Here is a 16,710-nt window from a genome sequence, read left to right as displayed (position 1 = left end):
AATGATACTTATGATGAAAAACCTTGCTGTCGCAGTCCTATTGTTGTTGTTCGGCTGTTCCTCCGATTCGAGTGTTCCCCAGCCTATTCCAACCGATCCTAGCGTTTACTATGGTAGCGTAGGATTATCGAATCAAGAAGAAGTTGACGCATTTGCCGCGCACGAATACATCGGGATCACAGGAGACTTAGACATTTCGAGCGCCAATGCGCCTTTGGACCTTTCGGGACTACACACCCTGACTTTCGTCAATGGGCTTTCGATACGCCACAACACGCACTTGCAGACACTACACGGCTTGGAGCACTTGCAGTCGATTGACCAGGGCGCGCTGACCATCATCGGCAATTTTCGATTGGAAAACATCGATGCGCTTTCCCAATTGACGACGGTTGCCCAGGCGGTATACATCATGGATAATCCGTTGCTGCAACAGCTCGATGGACTTGCACACGTGACCTCGATTGGTGGCGCGTTGGATGTTTCTAGAAATGAGTCGTTGTTAAACGTCGACGGGCTGTCACAAGTCACGCAAGTAGGTTTTTGGCTTCGCGTATGGCAAAATGAATCTTTACAAAGCATCGACGGATTGTCGGGCATCACGGCCATCAATGGCGCACTGACGATTGAAGGGAATGACGGTCTAACCACATTGGATGGGCTTCAAAACATCGAATCGGGCGTCGAAAATATAGTGATCCAATGGAATTCCAATTTGGTCAGCATCGATTGCCTAAACCTGATCACCAACGCCGATTCGGTCAGCATCGGCATCCCTAACACGACAACAACATTCCGTTGCCTCAACGCGCTGGCCACGGTCGAATTGTCTTTTGGCGTCAGCACGGGAAATAGCTTATTGAACTGGCAATCGTTCGAACAACTGACCACCATAGGCGGATTCGCTTACCTGGATTTTGGGAACGTTACGAACGTGGATGGGTTCAACAACCTGCAATCTGTCGGTGGGGAATTCAAATTGTTGGACAGCCACTGGATTACCAATGTAGATTTTCTGGGTCATTTGAGCAATCTCAACGGTCGACTACTGATTTCTTCCTGCGATGCATTGGTCAACTTGGATGGCCTGAGTAACCTAGACCTAGTCAATGGCAGCCTGATCGTCAGCAGCAATGCTTCGTTGGTCAACTTTTGTGGACTACAGCCGCTGTTGCAGCAAAATGGCGTTGCTGCCGAAATCCAAATTTACAGCAATGCTTTCAATCCGAACGCAACGCAAATTATCGGCGGGAACTGCAGCTTATAGTTATTTTTCGGCATCGTATTCACCCTTAAGCGCATAAAACCCAAACACGCCCAGTCCCAAAACGATGAGCGGCGTGAGTACAAATAGAATGATGATCCCGAAAACCGTATCTTCTTGCTTGTCGGTCTTGAATTTAGGCAGCCCGAATTCGAAGATGCAAAAATAAGCCGCGGCCAACGCCAGCGCGATCCAAACGATGCCGAGTAGTCTTTTGAGGGTGTCCATATCAGTCGTGTAAGGTGTTGATTTTTTTGTCGAGGTAAATCATGCCGATGACCAAGCTCACCGATGCAATGATGATCGGGTACCAAAGTCCTTCGAGGTAAAATTGCGCATCGCCCGATTGCTGGGCGTTGGTCACCAAATAGGTCGAAATCGCTGGCAGCAATCCGCCAAAAATCCCGTTGCCCACGTGGTACGGCAGCGACATCGACGTGTACCGGATCTTGACCGGGAACATTTCGACCAGGAAAGCCGCAATCGGTCCGTAGACCATCGTCACGAAAATGACCTGGATCCAAACCAGGAAAATCAGCATCCATTTGTCGTGCGCGTTGATCAGCAACACTTTTTTGGTTTCGGTTTTGTAAACCCCGTGTACCTCGTGCGTAAAGGTGGTTTCGGTGAGTCGCGTACCGTCGGTGTATTGTTTTTCGATTTTGTCGCCAGATGCCGTGTTGGCTGCCATTTCTGTCTTGTGTGCTACGTTGGTCGTCTGGTACATTTTTTCGTAAATCGGACGATACAGTAAAATGGCGAGCAACATCCCGACCATCATGATACTTTTTCGTCCCACGCGGTCGCTGAGCCAGCCGAACACTACAAAGAACGGCGTTCCGAGCAACAATGCGATGCCAAGCAACCCATCGACCTGCGACGAATCGATGTTCATGACGGTCTTGAGGAAACTCATCGCATAAAACTGGCCCGTATACCAAACCACGCCCTGCCCCATCGTCGCGCCAAACAGCGCGAGCAATACGAATTTGAGGTTGTATTTGTTGCCAAAACTTTCCTTAAGCGGATTGGTGCTGGTTTTTCCTTCGGATTTGGCCTTGGCGAATACGGGCGATTCGTCCATCTTTTGGCGGATCAAGTACGACACATACACCATCAGGATCGAAACCCAGAACGGTACACGCCAACCCCAGGTGTCAAAAGCTTCTTCCGACAAAACGCTGCGCGTGGCCAGGATGACCATCAGCGAAACGAACAAACCGGCCGTGGCCGTCGTTTGTATCCAAGAAGTCCAATAGCCTTTTTCGTTTTTGGGCGCGTGTTCGGCCACATAGGTTGCAGCGCCGCCGTATTCGCCACCCAGCGCAAGTCCTTGGAGCAATCGCAACACGAGCACCAAAAATGGCGCCAGGTACCCGATGGTTTCGTAACTCGGGATGCAACCAATCAAAAACGTCGCGCCGCCCATGAGCACCAGCGTGACCATAAACGTGTATTTGCGGCCGATCAAATCGCCCAAACGTCCAAAGAACAACGCGCCGAACGGCCGGACGACAAAGCCCGCCGCAAAGGTCGCAAGCGTCGAAAGGAATGCCGCCGTTGGGTTGTCAGCGGGAAAAAATTTAGTGGAAATGACGACAGCCAAGCTGCCAAAGATGTAGAAATCGTACCATTCTATTAAGGTGCCCATCGACGAAGCCGTAATGACTTTCCAGATGCCTTTTGTGGATTTGCTCATGTGGGGTTAATGTTGGTTTGGTTTTAACGATAGTCACGGTATGCTTGATCCGCTACTTCTCGATACAGTTTAAACTTTAACAAAATGTACAGAAAATCTGCTTGCGCGGTATTTTTTAATTTCGTTGGGGATAACCTTCATAGCCCCCTTCCCTAGAGCGAAGCTATACATTTCAAAAGGAAGTACATTACAGAAAACCTGTAATTCACTGTCTTCCCATAGATTTCACCCACACTATCCCAACAATGAACTAAAATAGAAAAAAAATCCTACGACGGTTCTCCCAACCGATATAAAACCAATTTTTCAGATGACCGGCTTTCTTTTCCGAAAACGATGTATTTCGCAAGATTTTCACTTAATTTGTGCAAACAACCAACCCAATGCAATTCGATCCGCAGGAAACCGACCAAAAATCTATTTATAAATTACTGACGGGAGCCGTGATTCCGCGGCCCATCGGATGGATTTCGAGCATCAGCCCCCAAGGTATTCGCAACCTCGCCCCTTTTTCGTTTTTCAACGCCGTCGGCGACGACCCGCCGCATGTCGTATTTTCGACCGTGCGCACCAACGACACCAACAAAGATACGCTCAACAACGTACTGGCTACACGTGAATTTGTCGTCAACATGGCGACCGAACACAACGTTGCGCAAATGAATGCGACATCGGCCATTGTGGCACCAGAAGTCGACGAGTTTGAACTGGCCGGTCTTACTGCGCTTCCATCGGTAAAAGTAAAGCCCGCGCGCGTGGCCGAAAGCCCGATCCATCTGGAGTGTGAGCTCGTACACCATTACACGCTCGACGGGCATCAACACGGCGGTGCGACGCTGCTCGTCGGCAAAATCGTCATGTTTCATATTGACGAAAGCGTTTGGCTCGACGATTTCAAGATCAACATGGAAACTTACAGGCCCGTTGCCAGACTGGCGGGTGCCAACTATGCAAAACTCGGGGAAATTTTCTCCATCAAACGACCTTTACAATGAAGATTACGGTAATTGGCGGCGGCCCGGGCGGATTGTATTTTTCGATCCTGGTCAAAAAAGCAGTGCCGACGGCACAAATCGATGTTTTTGAACATTTGAAATTAAAAGGAGGACAGCCAGCGGCTGTCAGGTATAAAAATAATCACCTATGAAAATAACAGTAGTTGGAGGTGGCCCTGGTGGATTATATTTTTCAATTCTTGTCAAAAAGGCTATTCCGGATGCAGAAATAAATGTTTATGAAAGAAACAAACCCGACGACAGTTTTGGGTTTGGCGTCGTTTTTTCGGACGAAACGCTGAGCGAGTTCCTTTCGCGCGATCCCAAATCATACGAGCTGATACGCAACAGTTTTGCTTATTGGGACGATTTGGATGTGGCGCGCGACGGCGAAATCGTACGCATCAAGGGCAACGGATTTTGCGGCTGCTCGCGCAAGGCGTTGCTCCAGTTGTTGCAACAAAGATGCATAGAAGAAGGCGTTAACCTGCATTTCGAGGCCAATGTTGACAACCTTTCGAAATTCAAGGATTCCGATTATATCGTCGCGGCAGATGGCATCAACAGCGTCATTCGCGAGAAATTCAAGACCCAATTCGGGACAAATATCGTACAGCAACAAAACAAGTTTGTTTGGTTGGGGTCGACGCGCCCACTTGATGCCTTTACGTACTGGTTCCGCTCGACGCCTTATGGTACTTTTGTCGCGCACACCTACCAGTACCAACCGGGCATGAGCACTTGGATTTTCGAGTGTACGCCCGAAACGTGGGCCAATGCCGGATTCGAGACGACCAACGAGCAAGACACCATCGAGAAATTGTCGGGTATTTTTGCCGAGGAACTCGACGGACATCCGCTGATTTCGAACAAATCGCACTGGCGCGAATTCCCTACCATCACCAACCAAAAGTGGCACCACGACAACATCGTGTTGCTCGGCGACGCCAAGGCCACGGCCCACTACTCGATCGGTTCGGGTACGAAACTGGCGATGGAATGTGCGATCGGTTTGGCCGATTCGGTCGTCCAATATGGAACCGATAGAACCAAAACATTCGAAAACTACGAAAAGCTGCGTCGTAACCGCGTCGAACAAATCCAACATGCGGCCAATGTGTCGCTCGATTGGTTTGAACATATGGAACGCCACATGCGCCACGATTTCATGCAATTCGCTTTCGGCGTGATGACCCGCGCCAAGAAAGTGACTTTCGAGAACTTGATGTTGCGCGATGCATCGTTTACAGAAAAAGTGTTGACCGGCTTTAATTCGGCCAACGGAAATTTCAAATTTGCCACACCGGCTGCTTTTACGCCTTTCCAGTTGCGCGGTATGCAAACCAAGAATCGGATTGTGATGTCACCCATGGGCCAGTATTCTGCCGAGGGCGGATTGATCAACGACTGGCATCTGGTGCATTACGGGGCACGTGCCACCGGCGGCGTGGGGCTCATCATCGCCGAGATGACCGCCATTTCCAAAACCGGACGTATCACTTTAGGTTGTCCTGGTATATGGTCTGATGAACAAGTGGTTGCGTGGAAACGTATCGTCGATTACATCCACAAAAACAGCAAGACCAAAATAGGGATACAACTCGGACATTCGGGCCGCAAAGGTTCGGTGAACGTACCATCTGTGGGCAGCAACATACCGCTTGAAAGCAAAGGCTGGGACTTGATCTCGGCTTCGGCCATCGCTTTCCGAGAAGGGATGCCCGTGCCCAAGGAAATGGACAAATCCGACCTGCACCGCATCACGGCCGAGTTCATACATGCCGCCGTCAACGCCGATGCCGCGGGCTTCGACATGATCGAATTGCAGGCGCACCACGGATTTTTGCTCGCTTCGTTCCTGTCCCCGCTTACCAATATACGCACCGACGAATTCGGTGGCAGCATCGAAAACCGTTTGAAGTTTCCACTGGATGTGTTTCGGTCGATGCGCGAGGTTTTTAACCCCGACAAACCGATGTCGGTACGCATTTCGGCAGCCGATTGGGCCGAGAACGGCATCACGCCCGAAGAAGTGGTTGCCATCGCCACAGCATTTAAGGAAGCAGGCGCCGACATCATCAATGTATCGACGGGCAATACCGTAGCGCACCAAAAACCAACCATTGGTCGAATGTGGCAAACGCCGTTTTCGGATTTGGTACGCAATACCGTCGACGTGCCAACCATCACCACCGGTTTTATCCAGGACATCGACCAGATCAATACCCTATTGCTCAACGGACGCGCCGATTTGGTGGCGCTAGGCAAACCGCTGCTGCTCAACCCTAATTTTGTAAGGGAAGCGCAGGCGTACGAGAACTTCCAGCCCGACGACATCCCCAACCAATACATGCAAGGCGCGGCACCGCTTTTTCAGCTCAAGCAGGCCGAACGTAGGGAAAAAGACGGCATGCGAAAAGCGCTGAAGCCCGAAAGCCACAAACCCGCAACAGACGTTAAAACCAAGAAATAGACAACAAATTCGTGAAACATTACGCCGACAATTTTGCGCACGAACACCTGCCTTTGCAGGAATTGCAGCCCGACTACATTTTGGACCATCCCGACTTTCAGTTTCCCGAAAGTTTGAATTGCGTAGACCGATTGCTCGACGACCACATCAAGCAAGGACGCGGCAATCGCGTGGCCATCAGCACGTTCACAGAAATCTGGACGTACCAGGATTTGTACGACAAGTCGAACCAGATCGCGCATGTACTCGTCGACGATTTGGGAATGGTATCGGGCAACCGTGTCTTGATACGATCGGCCAACAACCCCATGTTCGTGGCGTGTTGGTTCGCGGTGCTCAAAGCCGGCGGGATTGTCGTGGCGACCATGCCTTTGCTGCGCGAAAAAGAACTCACGGTGATGATCGACAGCGCCGAAATATCGCATGCGTTGTGCGATGTAAGGCTCATGGACGAAATGTCGGGCGTACAATCGACGTTTCTAAAACAGACCTGTACATTCGACGGATCGAATGAAAACCCGGGCGAGTTGGAGCAACTGATGGCATCCAAACCCAAGGATTTCAAGAACTACCATACACTACACGACTCGATTGCGCTCATCGGGTTCACCTCGGGAACGACGGGCAAACCCAAGATGACATCGCATTTTCACCGCGACATTTTGCTCATTTGCGAAGCCTTCCCGAAATATTCGCTGCAACCCACGCCAGAAGACATTTTTACCGGAAGTCCGCCGCTTGGGTTTACGTTTGGTTTGGGCGGATTGGTCTTGTTTCCGTTTTACTACGGCGCATCAACTTTTTTGATCGAAAAGCCAACGCCCGAATTGTTGTTGCAGGCCATCGACCGGCACAAAATCACGATTTGTTTCACCGCCCCTACGGCGTGGCGCATCATCACGACACTGGTCAAGGACTTCGATATTGCGTCGTTGCGCAAATGCGTATCGGCAGGCGAAACCTTGCCGTTCAAGGTTTGGGAAGATTTTCACGCGGCCACCGGGCTTAAGATCATCGATGGTATCGGATCGACCGAAATTTTGCATATCTTCATCTCCTCGCACGAGGGCAACATGCGCAAGGGCGCGACCGGGTTACCGGTACACGGTTACGAGGCCAAAATCATCGGCGCAGACGGCAGCGAATTGCCTGTCAATGAACCCGGAAGGCTTGCGGTGCGCGGTGTCACCGGTTGCAAGTATTTAAATGCGCCCGACAAACAAAAAGAATACGTAGAAAACGGTTGGAACATTACCGGCGACGTGTTCAAGAAGGACGAAGACGGGTATTTCTGGTTCGTGGCGCGCGGCGACGACATGATCATTTCGTCGGGCTATAACATTTCGGCCATCGAGGTCGAGAACGTGTTGCTAGGGCATGAAGACATTGCCGAGTGCGCCGTCGTGGGTTTGCCCAACGAAGAACGCGGCATGTTGGTTTGCGCGCACATCGTCTTGAAAAATAAAGCTTTGGCCAGTGACGCCAAAACCAAAGAAATACAAGAATGGTTCAAAAGCGCAGCCGCGCCCTATAAGTATCCGCGCGAGATTCATTTTGTGGATGCGTTGCCGAAAACCGAAACGGGGAAAATACAACGATTTAAACTAAAGAATTGAAACCTTAAACCAAACCATGAAAAAAAAACTACTTTGTTCGATGTTGCTTTTGGGCACATGCGCTTTCTCCCAACCCGCCGTTGAATGGAAAAAAACGTTAGGCGGCAGCCAAAATGAATTCGGTTTTTCGAGTTGCCGCACGGCCGATGGCGGTTATGCCGTACTCTCGTTTGCGACCGCTACCGATGGTGATCTGGCAGGAAACGAACCCAACGGTTCGGCTTGGTTGGTTAAGCTCGACGGCGAAGGAAATACAGTTTGGAATAAAACATACGGCGGATCGCAACCAGACCGTGGCTATGCCATACAGGCCACGACCGATGGCGGATTTGTGTTCGTGGGCAACACCTACTCGAACGATGGTGATGTTTCGGGCCACCACGGAGGTTCCGATGTTTGGCTCGTAAAACTGGATGCGACAGGCGACGTCCAATGGCAAAAATGCATCGGCGGGACGGGTGAAGAGTACGGTTCGGGAATTGCATTGGCAACCGATGGCGGCTACTTCATTTGCGCCAATTCCACCTCTACCGATGGCGATTTGCCCGATAGTGATACCGTGAACGGAGACCGCTGGGGTATCAAAACCGACAGCGCCGGAAACATCCAATGGGCCACGCGTGTCGATGGCGATTCGGAAGACACGGCGTTGTACTGTGCCGCGGCGGCCGACGGAAGTTTTGTCGTAAGCGGATTTTCGTATTCTGAAAATTTAGGCGTTTCCACTGCATATCCTGACGGTATGGTCACCAAATTCAATGCAGACGGCAGCATTGCGTGGAACGAAACTTATGGAGGATCTTTCGATGACTATCTTTACGGCATTGTTTCGCTTGCCGACGGCGGTTTTCTGATTGCCGGGCAAACGGCGTCATTCGATGGCGATTTGACCGAAAACCAAGGGGCAATTCACATGACCACAGATGCGTGGGCGCTTAAAATAGACACCAACGGAAACGTCGTCCATTCCGAGAGTTTTGGCAATTTGTCGGACGATTCTTTTATCTCGATCGCGGCCGCGCCCGACAACGGGTTTGTGTTCCTGGGCGAGTCCATTTATTATGACGGAGGCGATTTTGTAGGGAGCCATGGCATTGACGACAGAGACCTGCTCGTCGCGAAATTCGATGCCAATCTTGGTATGCAATGGTATGATTTGTATGGCGGGACAAACAGTGATGGTGCGGGTACATGTCTTTTTGACAGCAGCGGAAGTTTGCTGGCTGCCGCTGGGACTTCTTCGAACGACGGCGACGTTTCGGGCAACCACGGCCAACAGGATTTGTGGGTTTTGAAATTCGAACCCGAACCGCTTGCAACCAAACAATTTATAACCAAAGAACTGACCATTTTCCCCAATCCGTCCCAATCGGTGTTGAACATTTTGTTGCCGGATGGGTTCGAAAAGGCGATCATGACGGTAACCGACGCCACCGGGAAAACCGTCCAAACACTTGCGACCGCGCGGATCGATGTGGCGCATCTGCCCGCAGGGATCTATTTTGTCGAAGCATCGGCCTTGGGGCAAAAGCTGCGCGGCCAGTTCATAAAACAGTAAAATACAGATACCAATCATGAGAAAAGTATTCATCGTTACCAGCATCACCTTCCTTGCGCTCACGGGCATTTTGATGTATGTGAACCTCAAATTTGCTTTTCTGCTCGTGATTTTCCTGCCGCTTATCGGGATGGGCGTGTTTGACATGTACCAGTCCAAAAGAACGATCCGTCGTAACTTTCCGTTGTTCGGCCGTATGCGTTACCTGCTCGAATCGCTCGGGCCCGGCGCAAGGCAGTATTTTATAGAAACCGACACCGAGGGCCGTCCGTTTACGCGATTGCAGCGCAGCCTTGTTTACCAACGCAGTAAAAAAGAAACCGATTCGCATCCGTTCGGTACGCAACTCAACGTGTACGACGAGGGCTACCAGTGGATCAACCACAGCATCAAGGCCATCCCGTTCCAGGACGTAGACCAGAATCCCAAGGTACGCATCGGGTCGTCGCAATGCAAAAAGCCGTATATGGCGAGCCTGTTCAACATCAGCGCGATGAGTTACGGATCGCTGAGCCGCAACGCCATTCTGGCTTTGAACGCGGGTGCCCAGCAAGGCGGCTTTTTCCACAACACGGGCGAAGGCGGGCTTTCCCCCTACCATTTACAGCCGGGCGGCGATGTGGTGTGGAACATCGGCACGGGCTATTTCAGTTGCCGCGACCAGTACGGCAATTTTTCGCCCGAGCATTTTACCGAGCGCGCGCATTACGACAACGTCAAGATGATCGAAATCAAATTCTCGCAAGGCGCCAAACCCGGGCACGGCGGCATTTTGCCCAAAGAAAAAGTAACCGATGAGATTGCGGCCATCCGATTGGTGCAAAAAGGCAACGACATCATTTCGCCGCCCAAACATTCGGCGTTCAAGACGCCTTTGGAATTGATGGATTTCATCAAGGTGTTGCGCGAGCACTCTGGCGGGAAACCGGTCGGGATGAAGATTTGCATCGGCAACAAATCTGAATTCATCGCGATCTGTAAGGCGATGGTACAAACCAAGACCTATTTCGATTTCATCACCGTCGATGGCGGCGAAGGCGGAACCGGCGCGGCCCCGATCGAATATTCGGACCACGTGGGCATGCCCTTGCGCGATGCTTTGGCGTTTGTGCATGATTGTCTTGTAGGATTTGGACTTAAGGATGAAATCAAGATCATCGCCAGCGGCAAGGTCATCAGCGGGTTCGACATCATCCGTGCGCTCTCGATGGGCGCCGATTTGTGCAATTCGGCACGCGGGATGATGTTTGCCTTGGGCTGCATCCAGGCGCTCGAATGTCATGCCAACACCTGCCCTACCGGCGTCGCGACACAGGATCCCCGATTGGTCAAAGGGTTGGTCCCCGAAGAAAAAAGCATCCGCGTAGCACGGTACCAGCATGAAACGGTCAAGGCCGCGATGGAACTCATGGCCTCGGCGGGCATAGACCACCCCGACAAGGTAGACCGCGATTTGGTGAGCATGCGCATCGACAAGACCAACATCCGCACCTTTGCAGAGCTGTTCCCAGAACTCAAAACGGGTTGTTTGTTGCAACCCGAAACGGTGCCCGACCGGTTGTTTTATGCTTGGAAAAAAGCCACGCCCGAAAGTTTTTAAAACCCAACTAAATGAATTTTACCAAAACCGAACCCATCCGCTTCAAGCACGTCGACTATGCCGGCATCGTATTTTACCCTCGTTTTCTGGAAATGCTCAACGACCTGGTAGAGGATTGGTTTGCCGAAGCGCTCGACCGTCCGTTCGCGAAAATCCACGAACAGAACGTGGGCATTCCTACCGTCGATTTAAAGGTGCAATTCAAGAAAGCCGCGCGTATCGGCGATGTATTAACCAAACAACTTTGGGTGATAAACCTCGGCGGCGCATCGGTGACCTGCGGATTCCGGTTTGCCGATGAAAATGACAAAACCTGTCTCGAGGGCGAGGTGACGCTTGTTAACGTCAAACTGGGCGACGGCATCAAGGCCGAACCGTTCACCGACGACACCCGAACCAAAATCGAACAATACTTTTTAAAATTTTAAATTATAAATTTTAAATTTTGAATGCTTCGGCTAACGTAGAGCGCTCCACCGGATGCATTTTGAATTTAAAATTTAAAATTCAACATTTAAAATAACTTTAGTATGGATTTCCCAAAATTCAAAGCCGCCACCGTCCAAACCGCTCCCGTTTTTCTCGACGTCGACAAGACCATCGATAAAGCCATCGCGTTCATCAAAGAAGCGGCCCAAAATGGTGCGCAACTCATCGCCTTTCCCGAGGTGTTCATCTCCGGCTATCCGTACTGGAATTGGATCATGACGCCCGTACAAGGCAGCGCGTGGTATGAAAAACTCTACCGAAATTCCGTAACAGCCGAAGGTGATGAGATGGCGCGCATCCGCAAGGCGGCAGCAGATTACAACATCCAGGTGGTCATCGGGATGAACGAACGCGGCGACAGTTTTGGTGAGATTTACAATACGAATTTGATCATCGACAACAAAGGCAACCTGATAGGCAAACACCGCAAACTCGTTCCGACGTGGGCCGAAAAACTGACGTGGACAAGTGGCGATGGTTCGTCGCTCAAGGTTTACAAAACCGACATCGGCCCGATCGGCACGCTGGCCTGCGGCGAAAATACAAATACCTTGGCGCGTTTTACGTTGCTCTCCCAAGGCGAACTGATCCACATCGCGAACTACATTTCGCTGCCCGTGGCCCCACCCGATTACAACATGGCCGAGGCGATCAAGATCCGCGCGGCGGCACATTCGTTCGAAGGCAAACTCTTTACGATCGTTTCTTGTTCGACCATTTCGCAAGAAATCATGGACGCGATGAAAGCCGATGTGCCGAATGCGGAAGAATTACTGACGCGAAAAAACTCTGCATTCTCTGGATTCATCGGTCCGAACGGCGCGGTCATTGGTGAACCGCTCATCGACGAAGAAGGCATCGTATATGCCGAAATCGATTTGGCCAAATGCATCCAACCCAAGCAAATGCACGACATCTTGGGGCATTACAATCGCTTTGATATTTTTGATCTGCGGGTAAATGTCGCCCCGACAAAAAAGATTACCTTTATAGACAACCACGAAGAATTCAGAAACAAGTAAAGCGTTCGGTTCTAAAGTCCTTAGTCTTTTGACTTTACGACTTTATGACTTTACGACTTTCGACTTAACATTATGGAAGCAAAACACTCAGACGACGTCATCGGCCGCGCCCGCGTCAAGGATACGCCCGAGCTCGAAGACTATTACAAAGAACTCGAATCACTAGGGGCCGGCGCGCTTTGGACGGTGGCCAACGACATCGAGCCGTGGGAACCGCGCACATCATCGGTGCCGATGCTCTGGAAATACGAAGATTTGCGCGAGCTGGTCCTCAAATCCTCTGATCTCGTGACGCCCGAACAAGCCGGACGCCGTGTGGTGTATTTGGTTAACGATAAACGCAAAGATGTTTCGGCGGCCGTCGGTTGGCTGTACACGGGAATTCAGGTCACGCGTCCCGGCGAAAGTACGTCGGCGCACCGCCACAAAGCCTCGGCATTGCGGTTCATCATGGAAGGCGAAGGCGGCTATACGGTGGTCGATGGCAACAAGATTACTTTTGAAGTCAACGATTTTGTCATCACGCCCAACTCGACGTGGCACGAACACGGTGTGGCCGAAGGCGGCAAGACCTGCGTGTGGCAGGATGGACTCGACATTCCACTCGTCAACGCTTTAGAGGCCAACGATTATGCGGTATTTGACGGCAAGCAGCCACTCGCCCATCCGATCAATTTTTCGCCATTGAGTTACAGCGGGTCTGGCGTCATTCCCGCCGACCATGTTTGGGACAAACCGTATTCACCGCTGTTCAAATATTCCTGGAAATCGGTTTATCCGGCACTTTTGGACGCGGCCAAAGTCAGCGATGGCTCGGCTTTCGACGGGATTTTGATGCAGTATTCCAACCCGCTGACGGGCGGCCACGTCATGCAAACCATGGGCGCAACCATCCAACTCCTGCGCGCGGGCGAACATACGAAAGCGCACAAACACACGGGTTCGTTCGTGTACCAATGCGCCAAGGGCAAGGGTTATTCGGTCATTGGCGGCAAAAGATTTGACTGGAAGGAGCGCGATATTTTTTGCGTGCCGAGTTGGGTGTACCACGAACACGTCAATTTATCCGAAACCGAAGACGCGGTGCTGTTTTCGTTCAACGATTTGCCGGTGATCGAAAAATTGGGATTGTACCAGGAGAAGGAATATCCGGATAATAATGGTTTTCAAACAATTAACAATTAATAATTAATCATGAGCGTCGCGGTCCTCTCGTTTGACTTTCGACGTTTGACATTCGACATGAAATTACTCACCTACCAAAATACATCAAACGAACAAAAAATCGGCATCCTTCAAAACGACACCATCATCGACATCGAAAAACTCGGTTTCAAATCGAACGAAACCTTTGCGGCCTCGATGCTGGATCTTATCGACGCGGGTACCGATGAAGTAAAAAGAATCCAATCGGCGCTTGCGCATGCCAACGAAAATACGATTGCTGCCGTTTCGGTACCTATGTCTGAAGTGACGCTGCTGGCACCCATTCCGCGCCCGCGCAAAAACATCATCGGCATCGGACTCAATTATACCGAACACGTCGCCGAAAGCGCCCGTACGCTTGATACGTCCAAGGAATTGCCGCAAAAACCCGTCATCTTTTCCAAACCGCCCACGACCGTAACGGCCAACAACACCGAGATTTTGCACAACCGCAACCTCACCGAGCAACTCGATTGGGAAGTCGAACTTGCGGTCGTCATCGGCAAAAAGGGAAAATACGTCAAGAAAGAAGACGCGCTCGATTACGTCTTCGGCTACACCATCATCAACGACATCAGCGCGCGCGACTGCCGCCGTGCCGGGCAATGGATCGTCTCGAAAGGCCAGGACACATTTGCGCCCATGGGTCCTGTTTTGGTGACCAAAGACGAAATCGCCGATCCGCACAATTTGAACTTATCGCTCAAACTCAACGGGGTCGAAAAACAAAATTCGAATACGAAATTCATGCTGTTCAACATCAACGACCTTATCGAAGATTTGAGCACCGTATTCACGCTCGAGCCCGGCGACATCATCGCCACGGGAACACCGGCGGGCGTTGGTGCAGGCCGCAACCCACAGGAATGGATGTGGGACGGCGACGTGGTAGAAGCCACTGTGCAAGGCATCGGTACGCTGACCAACACCGTCAAGGAAATCAAATTCTAAGCGCACCGAAACCAATAAATAATAACAATAAAAAATAAATAATAATTAAACGTGCACGCCGGAAAATCCTACTCCTTCAAAGAACTCACCCTCTGGACAAGACATTGTATTTACCGGTTGTCGCTTATCGCCATCATCCCGACGGTGCTGTACCAGGCATGCGGGATGAAATGGATTGCGATCCCGTGGACGGTGGTCGCGTTTTTGGGTACGGCCACGGCGTTCATCGTGGGTTTTAAGAATACGCAAACGTACAGCCGTACCTGGGAAGCCCGTCAAATTTGGGGCTCGATTTTGAACAGCAGCCGCAGTTGGGGTGTGTCGGCGCGTGATTTTTTGAACGACCGCGATCTATCGAAGAAAATGATTTACCGTCATTTTGCATGGCTCACCGCGTTGCGTTACCAGATGCGCGAACCGCGTACTTGGGAATCGATGACCAAGGGCAATTACATCGAGTATGCGCAGTTTTACGATATTCCGGAGCGTTTGTCTGCGCTCGACGAGGAATTGAAAAACTACTTGGACCCACAAGAATTGCAAGCCATTTTGCGCACCAAGAACCGCGCCGCGCAATTGTTGGCCAAGCAAAGTGAAGACTTGAAAATGCTGGCCGATTCGGGTAAACTCGACAATTATCGCTTTGTTGAAATGCAAAAAGTCCTGCGCGATTTGTATGACCAGCAAGGCCGTAGCGAACGTATCAAGAACTTTCCCTATCCGCGGCAATTTGCGACCATCAATACGATTTTTGTACAGCTGTTTTGTCATTTGTTGCCGTTCGGGCTTTTAAAGGATTTCGACAAACTCAACGAAACGGCGACGGGCATTTTGCAAGGGCACATGGTGTGGTTCGTGATCCCGTTCAGCGTACTCATTTCGTGGGTATATACGGCGCTCGACCAGATCGGCGAAAGCACCGAAAACCCGTTCGAGGGCGGCCCGAACGACGTACCGATTTCGCAAATGAGCCGCACCATCGAGATTGACCTGCGCGAAATGTTGGGCGAAACCGAATTGCCGCCCGCACTACAACCCAAAAACAACATCATCCTATGACCAAGAGAGAAAAACTGGCCATCGTGCGCCGATGGTATCCGAACGCGATGACGACCATAGATACAGTGAACCAACTCATCGACTATATCGAAGATGTGCTCGATCTCGAACCCACCCACATCATGATGGCCGACAGCATTTGCAGCGACGACGTCAACAGCATCCAGTATCCGGTGCGCACGGCCGAATTCTTGGGGCCGTTCAAAATGGGTGGGCTCGACGGTTATCCGTTTACGGGGCTCACGGGCATGGGGGCTTTTGCGAGCCATGTGCCCGACGACGGCGCGGTGTACATTTATTACGGGCCGCACATCGGGATTTCGAAAGAGGGCGCGTTGGGTGAAATCCACCGGCATGGGCAAAGCCATACCAGCGGGTGTTGCGGCGCGGCCAAGGCCGGGCTCAAGAAGTTGCAGGACGGCAAGATCAAGAAAGGCGAAATCAGCGAACTCGATTACCAGATGAACACGATCGAGCAGATACTGTTGGCCGAAGAAAATCGTATCACCAGCAGCGGCGAACCATTGCTCGCGGCCACCGAAGTCATTTATGAAGCCATCAACAAGCGCATCAATGAATTGGTTTCGCAAACCAAATACAATTGCCATTATGTGATTTTGATGGGCTCGATTTTGATCAACAGCGACAGCGACATGGGCAGTTTTAGCGCATTGCGTCGGTTTGAGATCATTGATTTGAATACGGGAAAATCGCAGGATTTGACGGCGGTGTTTTCGGGGAAATGATTTTGAATGTCGAATGATGAATGACGAATGAT

General features: G+C 51.0%; 14 protein-coding genes. 12 read left to right on the top strand and 2 right to left on the bottom strand.

What is annotated here, in order from left to right; translation table 11 throughout:
- Positions 1-10: 10 nt before the first annotated feature.
- Positions 11-1,267, top strand: a complete 1,257-nt coding sequence (locus tag BLP55_RS03835) for a hypothetical protein (protein WP_139149597.1) — start codon at positions 11-13, stop codon at positions 1,265-1,267.
- Here BLP55_RS03835 and BLP55_RS03830 read toward each other — a convergent pair whose 3' ends face one another.
- The gene (locus BLP55_RS03830; protein ID WP_091141000.1) at positions 1,268-1,492 is read right to left on the bottom strand and encodes a DUF6814 family protein; all 225 of its coding nucleotides are present in this window, start codon (positions 1,490-1,492) and stop codon (positions 1,268-1,270) included.
- Between the two features lies 1 nt (position 1,493).
- Positions 1,494-2,963, bottom strand: coding sequence for an MFS transporter (locus BLP55_RS03825; RefSeq protein WP_091140999.1), 1,470 nt, complete (start codon positions 2,961-2,963; stop codon positions 1,494-1,496).
- Positions 2,964-3,346: 383 nt separating this feature from the next.
- Here BLP55_RS03825 and BLP55_RS03820 point away from each other — a divergent pair, with 383 nt between their 5' ends.
- The 11 genes from BLP55_RS03820 to BLP55_RS03770 all read left to right on the top strand — a co-directional run bounded on the left by BLP55_RS03820 (position 3,347) and on the right by BLP55_RS03770 (position 16,678).
- Positions 3,347-3,958 carry a flavin reductase family protein gene (locus BLP55_RS03820; RefSeq protein ID WP_091140998.1) on the top strand — a complete coding sequence of 204 codons (612 nt, stop codon included), beginning with the start codon at positions 3,347-3,349 and terminating at the stop codon, positions 3,956-3,958.
- A 148-nt stretch (positions 3,959-4,106) separates the two neighbouring features.
- The gene (locus BLP55_RS03815; RefSeq protein ID WP_091140997.1) at positions 4,107-6,431 is read left to right on the top strand and encodes an oxidoreductase; all 2,325 of its coding nucleotides are present in this window, start codon (positions 4,107-4,109) and stop codon (positions 6,429-6,431) included.
- Positions 6,432-6,442: 11 nt separating this feature from the next.
- The gene (locus BLP55_RS03810; protein WP_091140996.1) at positions 6,443-8,047 is read left to right on the top strand and encodes an AMP-binding protein; all 1,605 of its coding nucleotides are present in this window, start codon (positions 6,443-6,445) and stop codon (positions 8,045-8,047) included.
- A gap of 16 nt (positions 8,048-8,063) precedes the next feature.
- Positions 8,064-9,605, top strand: coding sequence for a T9SS type A sorting domain-containing protein (locus tag BLP55_RS03805; protein WP_091140995.1), 1,542 nt, complete (start codon positions 8,064-8,066; stop codon positions 9,603-9,605).
- 16 nt (positions 9,606-9,621) lie between these two features.
- Positions 9,622-11,205, top strand: a complete 1,584-nt coding sequence (locus BLP55_RS03800; RefSeq protein WP_091140994.1) for an FMN-binding glutamate synthase family protein — start codon at positions 9,622-9,624, stop codon at positions 11,203-11,205.
- An 11-nt stretch (positions 11,206-11,216) separates the two neighbouring features.
- Complete coding sequence (locus BLP55_RS03795) at positions 11,217-11,633, top strand: acyl-CoA thioesterase (RefSeq protein ID WP_091140993.1); 417 nt, start codon at positions 11,217-11,219, stop codon at positions 11,631-11,633.
- A 102-nt stretch (positions 11,634-11,735) separates the two neighbouring features.
- Positions 11,736-12,716, top strand: a complete 981-nt coding sequence (locus BLP55_RS03790) for a carbon-nitrogen hydrolase family protein (protein WP_091140992.1) — start codon at positions 11,736-11,738, stop codon at positions 12,714-12,716.
- A 72-nt stretch (positions 12,717-12,788) separates the two neighbouring features.
- Positions 12,789-13,901 (top strand): cupin domain-containing protein, encoded by a 1,113-nt coding sequence (locus BLP55_RS03785; protein ID WP_091140991.1) that lies wholly within the window; start codon positions 12,789-12,791, stop codon positions 13,899-13,901.
- A 9-nt stretch (positions 13,902-13,910) separates the two neighbouring features.
- Positions 13,911-14,873 carry a fumarylacetoacetate hydrolase family protein gene (locus BLP55_RS03780; protein WP_244503408.1) on the top strand — a complete coding sequence of 321 codons (963 nt, stop codon included), beginning with the start codon at positions 13,911-13,913 and terminating at the stop codon, positions 14,871-14,873.
- A gap of 51 nt (positions 14,874-14,924) precedes the next feature.
- Positions 14,925-15,932, top strand: coding sequence for a bestrophin family protein (locus BLP55_RS03775; RefSeq protein ID WP_091140990.1), 1,008 nt, complete (start codon positions 14,925-14,927; stop codon positions 15,930-15,932).
- On the top strand, positions 15,929-16,678 hold the full coding sequence (locus BLP55_RS03770) for a hypothetical protein (protein ID WP_091140989.1): 750 nt from the start codon (positions 15,929-15,931) through the stop codon (positions 16,676-16,678). The genes BLP55_RS03775 and BLP55_RS03770 overlap by 4 nt, the downstream gene beginning before the upstream one ends.
- The last annotated feature ends 32 nt before the right edge of the window (positions 16,679-16,710 follow it).

The organism is Flavobacterium caeni (genome assembly GCF_900101895.1).
Classification (GTDB): Bacteria; Bacteroidota; Bacteroidia; order Flavobacteriales; family Flavobacteriaceae; genus Flavobacterium; species Flavobacterium caeni.
The sequence above is the reverse complement of the archived record's forward strand: the minus strand, read 5'-3'. Positions and strand labels throughout refer to the sequence as shown.

Bases quoted from the DNA above. Each gene is read 5' to 3' on its own strand.
- BLP55_RS03835 (WP_139149597.1), top strand. From the start codon at position 11: ATGATGAAAAACCTTGCTGTCGCAGTCCTATTGTTGTTGTTCGGCTGT.
- BLP55_RS03830 (WP_091141000.1), bottom strand. From the start codon at position 1,492: ATGGACACCCTCAAAAGACTACTCGGCATCGTTTGGATCGCGCTGGCG.
- BLP55_RS03825 (WP_091140999.1), bottom strand. From the start codon at position 2,963: ATGAGCAAATCCACAAAAGGCATCTGGAAAGTCATTACGGCTTCGTCG.
- BLP55_RS03820 (WP_091140998.1), top strand. From the start codon at position 3,347: ATGCAATTCGATCCGCAGGAAACCGACCAAAAATCTATTTATAAATTA.
- BLP55_RS03815 (WP_091140997.1), top strand. From the start codon at position 4,107: ATGAAAATAACAGTAGTTGGAGGTGGCCCTGGTGGATTATATTTTTCA.
- BLP55_RS03805 (WP_091140995.1), top strand. From the start codon at position 8,064: ATGAAAAAAAAACTACTTTGTTCGATGTTGCTTTTGGGCACATGCGCT.
- BLP55_RS03800 (WP_091140994.1), top strand. From the start codon at position 9,622: ATGAGAAAAGTATTCATCGTTACCAGCATCACCTTCCTTGCGCTCACG.
- BLP55_RS03795 (WP_091140993.1), top strand. From the start codon at position 11,217: ATGAATTTTACCAAAACCGAACCCATCCGCTTCAAGCACGTCGACTAT.
- BLP55_RS03790 (WP_091140992.1), top strand. From the start codon at position 11,736: ATGGATTTCCCAAAATTCAAAGCCGCCACCGTCCAAACCGCTCCCGTT.
- BLP55_RS03785 (WP_091140991.1), top strand. From the start codon at position 12,789: ATGGAAGCAAAACACTCAGACGACGTCATCGGCCGCGCCCGCGTCAAG.
- BLP55_RS03780 (WP_244503408.1), top strand. From the start codon at position 13,911: ATGAGCGTCGCGGTCCTCTCGTTTGACTTTCGACGTTTGACATTCGAC.
- BLP55_RS03770 (WP_091140989.1), top strand. From the start codon at position 15,929: ATGACCAAGAGAGAAAAACTGGCCATCGTGCGCCGATGGTATCCGAAC.